At 36.2% G+C, this 16554-nt stretch carries 11 protein-coding genes; 4 read left to right on the top strand and 7 right to left on the bottom strand.

Annotation, left to right across the window (positions count from 1 at the left end; translation table 11 throughout):
* Positions 1-395: 395 nt before the first annotated feature.
* On the bottom strand, positions 396-872 hold the full coding sequence (locus BC952_RS12215) for a hypothetical protein (protein ID WP_121365900.1): 477 nt from the start codon (positions 870-872) through the stop codon (positions 396-398).
* Positions 873-1250: 378 nt separating this feature from the next.
* The gene (locus BC952_RS12210) at positions 1251-2342 is read right to left on the bottom strand and encodes an SHOCT domain-containing protein (protein WP_121365899.1); all 1092 of its coding nucleotides are present in this window, start codon (positions 2340-2342) and stop codon (positions 1251-1253) included.
* Positions 2343-2633: 291 nt separating this feature from the next.
* On the opposite strand from BC952_RS12210, the gene BC952_RS12205 reads away from it, so the two are divergent.
* Entirely contained in the window at positions 2634-2969 is a 336-nt protein-coding gene (locus BC952_RS12205) for a hypothetical protein (protein ID WP_121365898.1), read from the top strand.
* A 608-nt stretch (positions 2970-3577) separates the two neighbouring features.
* Here BC952_RS12205 and BC952_RS12200 read toward each other — a convergent pair.
* Positions 3578-3904 (bottom strand): hypothetical protein, encoded by a 327-nt coding sequence (locus BC952_RS12200; protein ID WP_121365897.1) that lies wholly within the window; start codon positions 3902-3904, stop codon positions 3578-3580.
* Between the two features lie 1638 nt (positions 3905-5542).
* Between BC952_RS12200 and BC952_RS12190 the strand changes: the two genes are divergently transcribed.
* From BC952_RS12190 to BC952_RS12180, 3 genes are read left to right on the top strand one after another with little or no spacing between them, the layout of a single operon-like run.
* Positions 5543-8578 carry a SusC/RagA family TonB-linked outer membrane protein gene (locus BC952_RS12190; RefSeq protein WP_121365895.1) on the top strand — a complete coding sequence of 1012 codons (3036 nt, stop codon included), beginning with the start codon at positions 5543-5545 and terminating at the stop codon, positions 8576-8578.
* Between the two features lie 16 nt (positions 8579-8594).
* A complete protein-coding gene (locus BC952_RS12185) occupies positions 8595-10022 on the top strand; it encodes a RagB/SusD family nutrient uptake outer membrane protein (RefSeq protein WP_244200147.1) in 1428 nt (475 codons plus the stop codon).
* Positions 10023-10033: 11 nt separating this feature from the next.
* On the top strand, positions 10034-12667 hold the full coding sequence (locus tag BC952_RS12180; RefSeq protein ID WP_121365894.1) for a S9 family peptidase: 2634 nt from the start codon (positions 10034-10036) through the stop codon (positions 12665-12667).
* Positions 12668-12770: 103 nt separating this feature from the next.
* Here the strand turns inward: BC952_RS12180 and BC952_RS12175 are convergent, their stop codons facing one another.
* From BC952_RS12175 to BC952_RS12160, 4 genes are all read right to left on the bottom strand, one after another.
* The gene (locus tag BC952_RS12175; protein WP_091168915.1) at positions 12771-13046 is read right to left on the bottom strand and encodes a DUF6520 family protein; all 276 of its coding nucleotides are present in this window, start codon (positions 13044-13046) and stop codon (positions 12771-12773) included.
* Between the two features lie 100 nt (positions 13047-13146).
* A complete protein-coding gene (locus BC952_RS12170; protein ID WP_121365893.1) occupies positions 13147-14658 on the bottom strand; it encodes a MauE/DoxX family redox-associated membrane protein in 1512 nt (503 codons plus the stop codon).
* A gap of 141 nt (positions 14659-14799) precedes the next feature.
* Complete coding sequence (locus BC952_RS12165) at positions 14800-15738, bottom strand: helix-turn-helix domain-containing protein (RefSeq protein WP_121365892.1); 939 nt, start codon at positions 15736-15738, stop codon at positions 14800-14802.
* Between the two features lie 35 nt (positions 15739-15773).
* Positions 15774-16148 carry a DUF7793 family protein gene (locus tag BC952_RS12160; protein ID WP_121365980.1) on the bottom strand — a complete coding sequence of 125 codons (375 nt, stop codon included), beginning with the start codon at positions 16146-16148 and terminating at the stop codon, positions 15774-15776.
* Between the last annotated feature and the right edge of the window lie 406 nt (positions 16149-16554).

The raw sequence follows: 16554 nt of genomic DNA, 5'->3' as shown, positions 1-16554 counted from the left end.
CTGTTATATCCTCAAAATGCAATGCCAATAATTTTATATACTGTTTTTACTAGATTTTGATCCATCAAAGTAAAAAATCAATTGCAGATTGTAGGGTGAAAAATCAATCATTATTTGCTCATTGTTATGGGCACAGTTTAGAAAACTGCCGTATATCTGCGAGGTCGGCACTTATGCACAAAAGTGAAGAAAAACACTCAAAAAACCAAGCTTAAAACTACTCCAAAAAAAGAGGATACTAAATCCTCTTGATATTCTCTCTCAAAACTTTACGAAAACTCCATATTACCTGCCAGTGAACGGTTCTCCCGAAAAAGCGGGACAGGCTGTTCAACAGGAGTTTCATTGTTCGTGCTGCGCACGCAACGAAACTCTAGCTATTGGTGGCAGTTCCTTTACCAACCATTTATTCTTTTAAATTCTTTATATGCTAATTCATCTTGCATATAAAAAAGCATAAAATCGTCTAATTTTATTTTTGTTTTTATTTGCCCCATATCTTTTCTTGCTAATTTCATTAACTCAAAATATGTTTTAAAATGTCGTGTCCCATTTGTTTGATTTTTGAGTTCAAGTGTCCAATTTGTAAATGTTTTGAACATTTCATCTGGGGCATATAAAAACATATCTCTTTTAATACCTAAAATTCGTTTTAATATATCTTGTTGGGTTATTTCTTCGCCTAATTTTTCAGCATTAGTTATGTCAAAAATTAAGTAAATAAGTTCTGAATACATTTTGTATTTTCTATCTGAAAGTTGGCTTTCAATATTCTTAATTTTATCCTTTTGATACTGAATTCTCCAAATCAAAAATGTACTTAATGTACCTAAAATTAATAGCGATATTTCTTTATATGGAATTTCTGTCATCCTTAAATTTATTTTGAATTAAATATGAATCAAAATAAATTTTTACATTTTATTTCAATTTTGTCTTTTTTTTTTGAATTGCCACCAACGTCAGTTCGTCTAAAAACCTCCAAACGAACTCAATTTTGTTAATTAGAAAGTAAATATATGGGATTTCAACTACAATTCAAACTCTTTCCTGCAACCTTCGATTAGCTGTGGGCGGCAAAAGCAAAGCACCAATAGCTGGCCTAAGTGCAAAATACAATTTCTTGTCATTAACCGCGCTACAAACGCTACGATTTAGCTGTTAATTTAAATAGGTACTCGTCGCAGACAAGCACCAGAGAAGGTTGATAAACGAGCGCCAGTGGGGGTTGATATTTTAATTGTACTCATTTAATATTTAATATTTATTTTTTCTTTATTTATACTTGCTTCGGAATAGGAATCAAAAGTAAATATTTGCCTATCTGTAACTTCTGATTTGTAATTTTGACCCTTAATTATCTCTCGTTTATCATCGTTTTTACAATCTCTAAGAATTGATGCTGTAAAATTATCTTTTAAATAAAATAACTCATTTTTTACGTCTTTTTCTGCTTTATCTAAATGCATATATTTTACATCTTCATTATAATCTTCTATCTCAAAAATGTCAGTTATTCGGTCTTTATTCTCCCAAGCAATATCACAGTAATATATTATTGGAGTGAAAGAACTTGTATCCGAATCATATGACCCACCAGTTTGAGAAGTTAATAGTATAGGATATTTAACAGTTATTACAACATAAGCATACTTCTTTACTTTTAAAGGCTCTTGATAGTTAGTATTATAAACTGCAGAAGTGTCAATTGCTATAGGAGTAAATACATCTTTTGAATTACTCGTAGTTTTATTTGAGTATATCAGTATTCCCCAACTTACTAAAGCAAAAAATAAAATTGAACCTATATAAATAGGAATTAAACTTTCTTCCTTTTCTTCAACTACTTCAAAATAATCTTTGTTTGTCGAATCAATTTTTTTGTTAATTTCTTTTGTGTTTACTTCTTTTTCTGAAACTTTTTGTAATAACTGAATCTTATTTTTAAACTCTTCTTTTGTCAAAATTTCACTATCAAATAAACTTTTTAGTTGTTTATATTCCAGAGAGTTTTTTAAGTTCTGTTCTGTTTTTTCTACTTTAACTTTCTTAACTTTTGAGTTATATTCTTCATTTGATAAAATCCCTTTACTTTTTAACTCTGTTAAGTTTGAAATAGTTGAATCTAATTTCTTTTCAGTTTTTCTTTCGGGCGAACTTTCAAATTTATGATTATTGTAATATTTAATGACCAAAATACCAATCCATTGAACTGGGGCAAATACGATTGCTATTAATAAAAATGTCTTTTGCTCTTTTGTAAATTCATTAGAATTCCAAACGTATAAGGAAGAAGCTGTTATCAAACCTACAATTGCGCCAACACCAATACTATGTTCCATAAAATTATATTTTAAACCGCAATTTATGAAATAATTTTCTTATGTTTGATTAAAATACAAACTCATAATAAAAAGTTATAGGCGAATTACAGATATAACCAATTAAATAAAAATGAGTAAGTATTTTTTAAAAAATGGCAAATGCCGTAAATTGTTTTTTAGACCTTGGAAATGGAGTAAAGATAAGTTATCAAAGATTTATCCTAAAACTTCTAAATATTTTCCAATAGACAAAGAGGCGGATTGCAATTTGTTTGCTCTCTTTTTGGTCTTCACTTTAAATACTTAATTATGACATATAAACAAATTTCCGAGAATTATAAAAAAGAACTTGAAGTAAATGCAGAAATAATAAAAAACAAAATGGATGTTTTCTACGAGGAAAATAAAGACAAAGAAAATATAGGGTATTTACTCAATAAAAAGTTTGAGGATGAAATAGATGAGTTTAAACATAAATATAGTGAAGCTATCCCTAAAATAATGGTAAATACAATATATGAAATCATTCCTTATTCAAATTCTTTAGATGTGTACTTGAACATTATAGACCATCAACAAAGTATATATCAAAAAATTCTTTCCAATCTTGGTAGTTTGGATGCTCTTCAAGAGGAACAAGCTTAATTTCAAAAGGGGCATTACTTCTTGAAAAGGAATTGTTTATATTTTTAACTGTTTCTGTTGTTACTTCTGCATAGTTTTGAAAGTAACTAATATTTGCTTTACGTACTGTCATTTTTTGTTTAATTGTTTCTAAACATTGGTTAGTCGCTTTTCCTCTTTCGGTTCTTTAAGCTGACCACCAACTTGTTTATATGCGAAACAAACCTTCGCTAAGCATACCTAATATGGGTGTATAGCCGAAAGTTTATTTCGTTTTATGTTTTTCCAAATGTATTGTTTTTTTCTTACAAATAATCATAAGGACTTTTTATTTGGACACCAAATCGATAAGTATTCGATACCATTATAAAACAAAAAAAAGACACCTCATCAGCATCTTTTCACTCCTTCCTCCTACTCTTGCAACTATCATTTTTATTATAATCCCTCACAGGTAAAGACCTAAAAATCACATAACAACTACTCCTATTATTTCATACCATTCCATACCCAAATATAGAACCTATAGCGAGTCACTCTTTTGGCATGAAATCAATTCCTCCGTTTTTGACAAGTAATAATCCCGAATTGACAACTATTCGGGATCACTATAAAACAAAAAGAGATGCCTAGGCATCTCTTTTTGTTTTTAATACGAAATCATCATTTATTCTAGAACCGTATTTTTCTTCTATTAATTTGAAAAAATCTGATAAAGCAATTTTTTTGTAAAAACAAATGATTGCTAATGTTGACACCGGCACTCTATATGATTGGTCATCCAGAATTTTTTTTATAATATGTCGATGTACTCCTAATTCTTGGGCCTGCGGTAAAACGGGCTTATTAACATGCAACCATTCATTTCTTATGTAATCACATATGAATTGGTCAAGCAGAAATACAACTGCTTCTTTCTTACTATCTGAAGATTTATTATTCGTTTTATTAACCATTGAGACAAAAGAATATATTATTAACGATATTTATTGTCACGATAGTGACAGTTTGATCTTTTTTTAGTAAGTTTGTAATTGAATACATATATTTGCGTTTCTTCAATTAAAATATTTGAAGCATTCGCTTTGAATTTCGTCTTAGAAAACTGGTAATTTTAAAAGGAACGAAATGATAAGTAAGATGCTCACGTCCCATGGCGTGGGCTCACTTATTGTTCCCCGGTATACCAGTACCTCTAAGGCAATAAGCTGAGTTCCATGCCATTTTTTTTGGCCCAATATTTTGGCATTACTCAACTTCATTCTTAGCACCGCTTCTTCATTTTTCATAGTCTCGCAGCAGTTTAACCCGTTAAAACCCGTATGCCTATGAGTAAAATACAACTACATAACTAAAGCAGTCAACGCTAAGTATTAGCAGTGGTTTCAATCACAAAAACCGCATAAAATCCCAGTTAAGAAAACGTCCTTTTCGTAACCGGCATAAGATTCCTATGCCCAACTTTAAACCCATGACCCATAACTAAAAAACACCTGCACCGAAAGGTCCTTTGAATAAAAACACCTAGTTAATTTAATTTGAATTTGTTAATAAAAGGTGCAGGATATTTTTAATCTTAAAACTCGTTGCCTATGATACACTAATAATAGTGAGGTTGCTACATCCCTCGCAATGACACAATAAAAAAAGGCCCTCCAACTTATTCCCGAAATAAGTATAGAGGACCGGAGCTAATAAAACTAACGTTTCATTTAACTATACCAATATTATGAATATTATTTCTTTAAACAAAGGGTTGGGAGCCGATCCTGAAAATCAACTTTCCTTTTTTATACCACCATTGCCCCAAAACTCAATGGGTATACAACTGATTTTATAACATACAAAATTGATATTATGAAATACTACAGACAAATAAAAGCTGTATTAATAGTGGCATTTATAGCACTTATATGCCTTTGGATTTATGGTCACTAATTTTCTTTTTTGCTTGATCAAAAAAGAAACAAAAAAATCAAGTCTGCGCTCCCTCGTCGGTCAAATTGGTTTTCGAATACTAAAAGAAAAGAACTCGCTACGCTCAAACAGCTTTTCTTTTTACGTATTCTTCAAACATTTGACGCTCGACTGCGGAAGCTAAGGACAATTGAATCCCTGAAACGACAGCAATTTAATATGTAATGAGTAATATTAAATATGAAATAAGTTAGAATATAGAACATACGTTTCATCAAAATACGCTCTCGTTAAAACCGCCCTTAGACTGTGGCAGCCGGGCAACCGTTTTTAGCAATTCTGAAAAAATCCAACACTGTTTGAGCGTAGCGAGTTTGTTGGATTTCAGAATTGATAAAATAGCGGGTCGACGAACAGTCCAGGCTAGCGTTTTTTGGTTCTTTTTTGGGCGATGCAAAAAAGAACAGAATAACAATTAAAATTCAACATGGATAAAAATAAATTAATGTTTAAGTCCTAACCACTAACAAAAGATCAACTATGACAGAATAAAATACCATCCCTAAAGACTTGATGACTTTAAGACTTATAAAAAAAAGGCCCTCTAACCCGTCAGCAAACTAGTATAGAGGACCATCGCTAACAAAACTAACGTTTCAATTAACTAACCCAATATTATGAAAAAAATTTCATTTTACAAGGGGAGATTGGCTTTTTGGTACCTGATTATTATCGGGTTCTCACTCAGCTACACCCCTGCTCAGGCAAGCAAGATACTGAGGCAAAATCAGTACCAACAGCAACAAAACCAAATAAGCGGTACCATCACTGATGGTACTAATCCTTTACCCGGCGTGACAATTTCCATAAAAGGAAAAGCTACAACTGGAACTATCTCTGACTTTAATGGTCAATACAGGCTCACAGCATCACCTAACGATACTTTAGTGGTTGCTTTCTTGGGATTTAAAACTATTACAGTGTCCATAAGCGGTCGCAAAATAATAAATATCCAATTGCAGGAAGACATAACCACCTTGCAGGAAGTCCGCGTCAATGCTGGTTACTATTCCGTCAAAGAAAAAGAACGCACCGGAAGCATTGTCAGTATTACGGCCGCAACTATTGAAAAACAACCTGTAACGAACGTATTGGCTGCCATGCAAGGTCGTATGGCTGGGGTAAGCATTACGCAAACTACTGGAGTGCCTGGTGGTGGATTTGACATTCAGATACGGGGACAAAATAGTCTTAGACCGGATGGAAACCGACCGCTATATATTATAAATGGTGTCCCCTATGCCAGCGATCCTATTGGATTTAACGCCTCAGCTACAATTATGCCCACTTTAACAAGTCCGTTGAATAACTTGAATCCCGGGGATATTGAAAGCATAGAAGTGCTCAAAGATGCCGATGCCACCGCCATATATGGTTCCCGCGGCGCCAATGGAGTAGTACTCATTACCACTAAAAAAGGAAAGGCGGGCAAAACCTCCTATACTGCCCATTACTCCCATGGTTTTGGGAAAGTAACCCGTTTTATGGATTTAATGAATACAGATCAATACGTACAGATGCGAAAAGAAGCGTATGCCAATGATGGCTATACGAAGTATCCCGCTTCTGCATATGAAGTCAATGGTACTTGGGATCAAACCCGCAATACCAATTGGCAAAAAGAGCTTACAGGAGGGAGTTCGACTATCACGAACCTACAAACATCCGTTTCGGGTGGTGATGAGCAAACTCAGTTTATCATCAATGGAAATTATGGGAAGGAAACCACTGTTTTTCCTGGTGATTTTGGATATAAAAAAGGAAATGTCCGTATCAATCTCAACCATCTAGCTACTGATAAAAAGTTTGGAATTACTTTTTCGTCTGGATATACCGTACAAGACAATAATCAGCCCTCTACCGATCTTACCACTATTTCGAGAAAACTAGCGCCGAATGCCCCAGCACTATATGATACTGCAGGGCAGCTGAACTGGGAGAACAGTACTTGGGAAAACCCTTTGAGCAATCTAAACGGTAAATCGCTGAGCAAAACCTATGATTTTGTGGCCAATTCTATTTTATCCTATGCCTTGCCCTACCATTTAGAACTAAAATCTAGTTTTGGTTTTACTGACCTCAAACATACAGAGAGTAGTACTTTTCCATCGACCATTTATGATCCTGCTTACGGGCTGGACAGTGCGTTTTCGTCGATTTTTACTACTACGACTTCCCGTCAATCTTGGATTGTGGAGCCTCAACTCAATTGGCATACCGATATTGGTCGAGGGAAGATCGCAGTATTGGTGGGAAGTACTTTTAACCAGCTAACTGGTCAACAGCTTGTTTTGTCGGGTGAAGGATTTACCAGCAACAGTTTAATTTATGATTTGGCATCAGCCTCCACTGTTAGTATCATGAGTAGCGGTTCTACAGAATACAAATACCAAGCTTTTTTTGGACGAGCCAATTTTAGTTGGAAGGACCAATATTTTGTGAATGTTACGGGCAGAAGGGATGGTTCAAGCCGTTTTGGACCAGGTAATAAGTTTGCCACTTTTGGTGCCGTTGGTGCTGCCTGGCTCTTTTCGAAATCCTTTATAGACAACGGTAGTCCTTCTTTTTTAAGTTTTGGAAAACTACGTGCCAGTTATGGCACAACAGGAAATGACCAAATTGGGGATTACCAGTATTTAGATACCTACAGCTCATCAGGAAATCCGTACCAAGGAGTTGTTGGGCTGGAACCTGCACGACTTTTTAATCCTGATTTTGGATGGGAAAGCAATAAAAAATTTGAGATAGCAACAGAACTCGGCTTATTTAATGACCGTATTTTCCTGACCGCTGGATGGTTTCGCAATACCTCATCAAGCCAGTTAGTGGGGATTCCCTTGCCTGGTACAACAGGATTTAACAGCATACAAGCTAATCTTGATGCTAGCGTACAGAATGACGGGATCGAATTGACCTTGCGAACCGTAAATTTTCAAAAGAAGAATTTTGGATGGAGTACAAATTTCAACATCAGTATTTTGAATAATAAACTGTTGCGATTTCCTGATTTAGAAAGCTCCACCTACTCCAACAAATACGTCATTGGATCTCCTTTAAACATCGTAAAAGTATATCATTTTACAGGACTTGACCCAGCAACAGGACTGTATCAGTTTGAAGATTTTAATGGGGATGGACAACTATCAGCAAAAGACGATAAGCAGTACCTAATAGACTTGAATCCTGAGTTTTATGGAGGGCTCCAAAACCAGTTACACTATAAAGGGATACAACTCGATTTTCTATTCCAGTTTGTCAAACAACTGAATTACAATTCAGCTTCAACTCTTGGCTTGCCAGGAAGCCGAAACAACCAAACTACTGATGTACTGGCGCGATGGCAAAATCCGGGCGATACAGGTCCTTTTCAGCAATACAGCACTGGAGCTAATGCTGCAGTTGCCAATGCTTATACTAAATATAGGGATAGTGATGCAACGATTACAGATGCTTCTTACATTCGATTGAAGAATGTGGCCTTGAGTTATCAGCTCCCTCCTAGCTGGTTAAAAGGTGTCGAGTGTAAACTCAATATTCAGGCACAAAACGTACTTACCCTGACTTCCTATCGAGGAGCTGACCCTGAATTTAAAACAAGAGGAGTTTTGCCTCCTTTGAAAATAATTACTACAGGCATCGAATTCATTTTTTAACCTTAAATCCACTGAAATGAAAAATCTATTTACTAAAAAAAGTCTTCTTATTAGGGTACCTGAAAAACAGATGCGTTCTCTTACATTAGTATTTTCTATAGCCTTATTCTTGTCACTTATAGCTTGCGAAAATTTTGTAGAAACTGAACTACCATCGTCACAGCTTGCCGCTGGTGACCTATTCGAAAGTCCAGCTACTGCTAACGCAGCTATGGTCGCTATTTATGCGCAATTGCGTAGTTCGACACTATTAACTGGATCCCCCCTTGGATTGTCGAATCAGTTGGGGCATTATGCAGACGAGCTCACTTTTTATGGCGATACTGAAAATTCAACCTTTGGATTTTACACCAACAGTCTGTTGGCATCCAACGATGCTGTTGCCGGATTGTGGACTAACAGTTACCATGTTATCTATACTACTAATGCGTTAATAGAGGGAGTTGCTGTCTCCAGTGACTTACCAAATGAAATAGGGCAACGGCTGACTGGAGAAGCCCTTTTTGTAAGGGCTCTAGTTCATTTCTATTTGGTCAATTTATATGGAAATATTCCCTATATCACCTCAACAGATTATAGGCAAAATAGAGCTGTAAGTCGCATGGCTGTAGCCGATGTATACGAATCGATAATTACTGACTTAAATCGTGCTGTTGCGTTGCTTCCCCAAGAAGACACAAGTGGAGAGCGAGTCAGACCCAATCGCTATGCAGCTCAGGCTTTACTGGCAAGAACCTACTTGTATGCCGGATTATGGTCAGAGGCATCCAATGCCACTTCCGCTGTCCTTAACAATACCACGGATTATGCTATTGAAGACAATCTTAATTCTGTTTTTTTGAATAGCAGTCGCAGCACAATATGGCAATTTTCGCCTGCCTATTATGGCAATAGCACAGAAGAGGGTGGCCTCTTTATATTTACTGCAGGACCACCCCCTTTTACGGCTTTAAGTGATGCACTTATGGCCGATTTTGAGCCAATGGACCAGCGCAAAAATTACTGGACCAAGGCAGTATCTGATGGCACAACAAGTTGGTATCATGCTAATAAATACAAGGAAAATAATAGTACCGCTGTATCCTCGGAGTATTCCGTAATTTTTCGAATTGAAGAACAGTACCTCATTCGAGCCGAAGCACGAGCACGGGCTGGAGACCTTATTGGTGCGAAAGAAGATTTGAATGTGATTCGAAATCGAGCGGGGCTCGATTCGACCCAGGCTACTTCACAACAGCAGATTTTAGATGCTATTTTAAAAGAGCGACGCATAGAATTATTCACCGAACACGGACATCGTTTTTTTGATTTAAAACGATATGAAAAACTCAGTGAAGTTCTGGGAAGTAAAATTGGTTGGAACTCGACCGATGCATTGCTTCCTATTCCAGAAACTGAAATACTGCTGAACCCAAATCTTGCCCCCCAAAACACAGGCTACTAATAAAAGATATTATGAGAAATAAAAAAAGATATACGTTGATGGTCATTTACCGGTATTGCTGTCGAATGATTGCATTATTATTATTTTTGGTTTCCAACCTCTCCATAGGACAGACAAATGAGAAAAAGCCGTTGACTGCTGCTGATTACCAGTTGTGGGGAAAACTGGTGTCACAACAGCTTTCAGATAAAGGCCAATGGGTGAGCTATAGCGTAAATTATGAATCGCATCAAGACACCTTATTTGTGCGCAATACCCGGAATTTAAAGACCCATATTTTTCCGAAGGGTAAAAATGGAAAATTTAGCAAAGATGATTTTTTCGCCTATTTTCCTGCTGCAAATACTCTGGAACTGGTCGATTTAAAAACGAGTCAGCTAACTAAATTTGACAATGTTACGGACTTCCTTTTTACCACTGATAACCATTATCTTATTCTTAGCATCCGTGACGAAAAACAGCAAAAGATAGTGATTTGTAAAAATAATGGACAAGTACTTAAAAGCTTCGATAGCGTGCTTTCTTATGCTTGGAGTACCGACCAGACTATGCTGGGCATTATCACAAAAAGCGCGAAAGGATCTGTTGCGGAATTAGTATTTATGCAGGAGCAATTCCCGCAATTAAAAATGGCACAGCGCCTCGAAGAAAACTTTGAAAAAATAGCGTGGAGCAAAAATAGTAAAGCTGTGAGTTTTTATAGCGTTTCTTTAGCTAATCCCTTAAAAACAACACTTTATCACTATAGTATAGCACTAAAGAAATTAGTGTCTTTTAATTCCAGCCATGTAACCTTTCCTAAAGCAATGCAATTGTCCACTGATTTACCTCCGGTGGTTTTATCGGATGATGGAGAAAGAGTATTTATGAAAATCTGTAAAAACGATCCAGCTGTAACAGCAACGGATACTGCTATGGTTTGGAAAACTACCGATCGTCTGCTGTATCCTGAAAGAAAGCAAATTACAAACACCTCTTTTTACGGACTATGGTGGCCAAAAAGCAATCGCTATATACAAATAACCGATACTCTACTATCGACAATGATGCTCAATGGTAATAAAAAAGTAGCCCTTTTATTTGATGATGGAGCCTACCACCCCCAATTCAAAGACAATGGTGATGTAACTTCGTGGATACTTAATCTGGATACAGGTAAAAAGCAGCTTTTCCTGAAAAAGCATCCTAGTTTAGATTATCCTATACTTGCCTCCCCTGGTGGTGGCTATTTTAGTTATTTTAAGGATGGAAACTGGTGGGTATACAATATTGCCCAAGCCAAGCATATTAATATTACCCAAAACAGGTCTGTATTTTCAGAGCACCCTTATGTTGTGCAAGAAGATGCTGAACCTTTTGGACTTGTAGGCTGGAGTGCAAACGACGAATCATTGCTGGTATATGACCAATTTGATCTTTGGAAAATTACTCCCGATGGTAGTAAAGCCATTCGTTTAACTAGTGGCAAGGAAAACAATCTTGTTTATAGAATAGCGCTGCAAGAGCAAGCACAACGCAGTGCTTACAATTACAGCGGTTTGACCAGTGCCTGTTTCAATTTGGATGAAAAACTCTTTTTGCAGGTCCATAGTACCGATTACAGAGCCAGTGGTTACTCTCTGTGGCAGCGTAATACCGGTTTACAATCAATCGCATTCGAAGAAAAGCAAATTAGTTATTTGATAAGTTCCAAAAAAGGAAACGCCTATGTGTATTGCGAAGAAACTTTTGAGCACTCCCCTGCACTGGTTTTTAAATCAGATGCTCGGGCACGACCGACTCTTGTTCATCAAAGCAATAGCCAACAACAAAAATATTTGTGGAGTACCGCGAAAAACATCGCCTATACTAACAGTTCAGGCATCCCTTTGCAAGGGGTACTATTTTATCCTGCGGGTTATGATCCGCAAAAAAAATACCCAATGGTAGTTCATATTTATGAGAAACAGTCGCAAGAATTACACTGGTATATAAATCCTTCTCTACATAACAGAGTAGGATTTAATGTCCGTAATTTAACGGCTCAGGGCTATTTTGTACTGTATCCAGATATCGTTTACCAAGAAGGTCAGCCCGGACAATCGGCACTGGATTGCGTTTTGGCAGCCACCGATGCGGCGCTTTTGAAAGCGTCTATTTCATCTGACCATATAGGCCTTATCGGTCATTCTTTTGGTGGATACGAGACTAATTTCATCATTACGCATAGTAATAGATTTGCAGGGGCTGTATCAGGGGCCGGCATATCTGATTTCACTAGTTTTTATTTGCATATTAACGGTGCAACAGGCAAAGCGAATTACTTTCGTTTTGAAATACAGCAGTTCCGAATGGGAACCTCCTTATTTCAAAACAAACAGGGCTATTTTGATAATTCACCCGTGCTTGATGCTGCAAATGTGACTACGCCCCTTTTGTCTTGGTCAGGAGACACCGATCCACAAATACATTACTTACAAACTGTGCATTTTTACATGGCGTTAAGGAGACTGCAAAAGCCATGCACGATGTTACTCTATCCAAATGAAGGGCATGCATTAGCGGAGCGGATGAATCAACAGCATTTAACTCAACAGATTGAAAGGTGGTTTGACACTTATTTAAAGAAGGAGGGGCTAGCCGATATAAAGTTGCCAATTAATTGAAAATAAACCGATGTTAATTCCTAAAAAAAGCAATGCGGTTTCTATTTATAAGAAACCGCATTGCCATCGGGTATTTCCAAAGATTAGAACTGTTCCCTTTTACCTATTGCTTGTAAAGTGGAACGTTACAAGTTGTAGCCTCTGGATTAGTTTTACCCCACAATCTTACCTCTTCCACTCCTACAGTACAAAAGTCTGTACCGATATCGGAACACGTGTTAGAAATATTACAAGCCGATGAAGGACTGGTATGTGTGTAACCTTGCTTTGGAGCAAATACTTTTGAATTTTTATTCATAGCATTTGAACTGAATGCGCCAGCTACGGCAACTGCAATGACTGCCATAGGCAAAATCATTTTTGAAATTTCTGTTTTCATAATTATAGAATTAAAAATTTATGATCTACTCTGTTAACAGGTTTTCGATCGTATCCCTGATACTGCGCAGTATAATTTTAGACAGATATAACTCCTGTCTTTATTTTTTGAGATTGCTTTTAAAGAGGGGGTTCAACTTGTAAAGTACCAAATGTGTGCCTACGATAGCGAACAGTAGATTGCCTTGAACGATAAAGCTTTTCATTTTTTCTTTCTTTACATTGTAAATAGGAAAACTAAAAAGATAGCTATTGTTTGAAAGGTCATAAACATCAATTATAGTTGCCGCGTCCCATAGCTCTATTGCTTCAAATTTCCCAGGTAAAGCAGATGCCACATACAGCAGATTATTGTGAACAGCTATTGTTTTATTAACTACAAAAGGAGGAGTAGACATTTTTCGTTGTTTAGAAGCAGGCAAGTATTTTACTTGAATTTTTGCTATGCTAAATGTATCAATAGTTTTACCTCGACTAACAACTGAAAGATTTTGGTCAGTTGAAATAAACTGATTCCTGTACTTGTATAGGTAGACGACACTACGTTTTACTTTGTCATATTTAAGCATACCATCTGTATCAAATATCCCATCAATCTGTTTTTCTAAAAGTTTCGGTTTAAAATCTGTAGTATTTTCTGTTGCAAGTTTAAATAGTCCTAAGATATTTTCTCCAGTTTTAGGTGCAAAAGCACGGAAAACAACTGTGTTAGTATCTACTGGCTCTGCCAGTGTATATCTAATTGCTATAGGTGCTTGTAATTTTGCTTTCCAATTTGCTGTTTTCCCTCTATAAATACAGGGAACGGTTCCATCAAATAGGTAGAAAGAGGAATCAAGCACACGTATTTCGGCACTATGAAAAGAAAAATCGACTCGATCAAGCTGAATATTATGCTTGTTAATTGTTTTTAAAAGAGTGTCCGCTACTGTAATTTGGAATGGTGTTGTATAATTACCCAGATATATTTTTCCCGGAATGGTTCCTGCAAAATAGTAAGAATTGTATTTAAGATCCTTTTGTCGTATTTCAGTTGCGGGATAATGAGGAAAACGGCGAATAAAATTGTTACGATGATGAATAATATCTTCCGATAATACAAAAAGTAAAACTACAACAGCAATACTAGTAACCAATAAGGCTGGAACTGTAATAAAAATGCTGTTGCGTTTTCTTGTATTGTCGGCTAATTTGGTAGATGTTAACAGCAGAATGCCTATTAGTGCTATTAAGACAAACGCACTATTAAAAACTAGATGTTCAGTCCAACCCAACTTATCCAAAATACCCCCACAGGAACAGGGAACAAAAGAGCTGAAATTTAAAATAATAATGATATAACTAGTAAACATTACCATTAGGCTAAAAGCTGCAAATAGCCCTATTACCCGATATCTTGGAATTAGCAGTGTCAAGGCTATAAAAATTTCTATGATTGGGACACCCCATGAAACCCAACTCGCAAAGGCACTTAGTAGTGGCGATTGTCCCAACTGCACTTGAAAGTTTTCGAAATCTAGTAGTTTGCTAATAGCTGCATAGTCAAACAACAGAACATACAGTATGCAAACCGTTTCAATACTAATCCTTTTTATGTGTTGCGTAGCTTTCATTTCCTGAAGTGATTGTTATTAGTTCTGTAAAATTCTAAAAACAGAATAACATAAGTATTATCAAATCAGGATAGTGAAATATCAAATCAGGATTTTTTGATTGATGAAAGTCCTCCGTTTATTTCATGGACATTCCTACTGCTATTTGAGAGCTGGTGTCCAGATCTTTGGCGTTTGTCTTTGAAGGTCGGATGGGGAATACCCATACTTAATTTTGAAAGCTCTTGAAAAATTTGGATACGTAGAAAAGCCTGCCATAATAGCAATCGTTTTTAATGGTATTTCGGTATGCTGTATCAGAAGGAGTGCCCGCTTGAGTCTTTCACTATTATAAAATTGTTGTATGGTCGTCTTAAATACATGCTTAAAACCGTTCTTTAATTTGTATTCATTGGTACCAAAAATGCGGGAGAGTACTTTTAATGTTGGCATAGCTGAATCCATATTGGCCAATATGTAATCATAAACTGCTTGTGTGGATTTTACATCTAAAAAGTTGTGAATTTTCTGTTCTTCAGCCGTCAAATTTTTCTTTGCTGTCATCAAATTTTTCATGTTGTCATCTACACTAGCAGCAATAAAACTAATCACTATCTCTGTACTTCCGTATAACCTTGAAACAATACAATTTACCGGAATAACTAATTTTTTGAAAGAAGCGATCTCCAGCGCAATACTCTTTTGAAAGGATTCATTTTGTAACATTTCAGGTAGTATCGTTTCCAACAAGGGAACCGATTCTTTTACCAAAAGTTCCATAAAATTCAATTCCAAAAGTTCATGGGAGGTACATCCTAAAAGGTCCGTTACATTTTCAGTAAAGTTCTTTATGATTAATTTATTGTCTACTATGAATGAACTTTGAACTGTGTACTGATAGCTAAGGTGAGGGTTGGTAAAACCCGCATGGAATAGCGACCCTTTCATTTCTTCTGCCACCCAATTCACCAATACGGCCAATCCCTCCAGGTCGTCATCCTTCCCTGTCCTTGGTATGCGGTATGCAAAATTCCCTTCTGCCATTTCCAGAAGCATTTTGTAGATAATCTCTATTCGCTGTTGGTCGATTTCCTGATCCATATCCTATAGTATTTAAATTGTTGAAAATTATATTCCTAGACAAATGCTTTCAAAAATTCCAGTGCTTTAGCCTTGTCACTAAACACCTTGGTTGGCACTTGAGGTTTACTTATTTTAAGATAAAATGAAATCATTACAATCGATATCGTTTGGTTTGCCAATATACTGACGGCTTTCGTCAGAGCAGAGCCGTGTTGCGCCAAATAATCCCTGGCTGCTTTATCAGAATCGGCAATGCCTCTAACATCACACAAAACGGGATATATTTTCTCCTTTTGCATTTGCATTCTATCCGCTACAATACGCTGCGCTGCCGCTAAATTAATTACCACACCTGGTTTATACTCAAAAAAAAGTATGTTCCCACTGATCCAGAATAGGGCAAATTCGTTTTCATAGTAGTCCTCCATAGCATCCGATCTTTTATTACAACCTAGCAAATTATCGATTCCTTTTCTGCGATTAGTTACCCAAAAAAGAGATAATGTAATAGTAATCAATCATTTTATCTTAAACACTGCAATTCGGGAATATCACATATCAATTCGGGATTATTTACAAAGTCCCTTCCATTCTACTGTTTTAAAATCAGAACTTTACCCTTTGAAAACCCCTCAACAAATTCAAAAAGGCATAAATCCCTAATTTAAAATGGAGTACTCATGGCGAAAATCAAGCACAATCATTTTATTGATACAGTCGATGAAATGTTAGCAATGGCAAAAAATGAAGGTACGATCCATCTCTATGCTAAAGATAAAATCCTTACTGGACGCACTCTTCAAATCAACGATACAGCACTATTCTATTTTGCCA

It is taken from the genome of Flavobacterium limicola, assembly GCF_003634755.1.
Lineage (GTDB): Bacteria > Bacteroidota > Bacteroidia > Flavobacteriales > Flavobacteriaceae > Flavobacterium > Flavobacterium limicola.
This window is presented reverse-complemented; position numbering and strand designations above follow the sequence as displayed.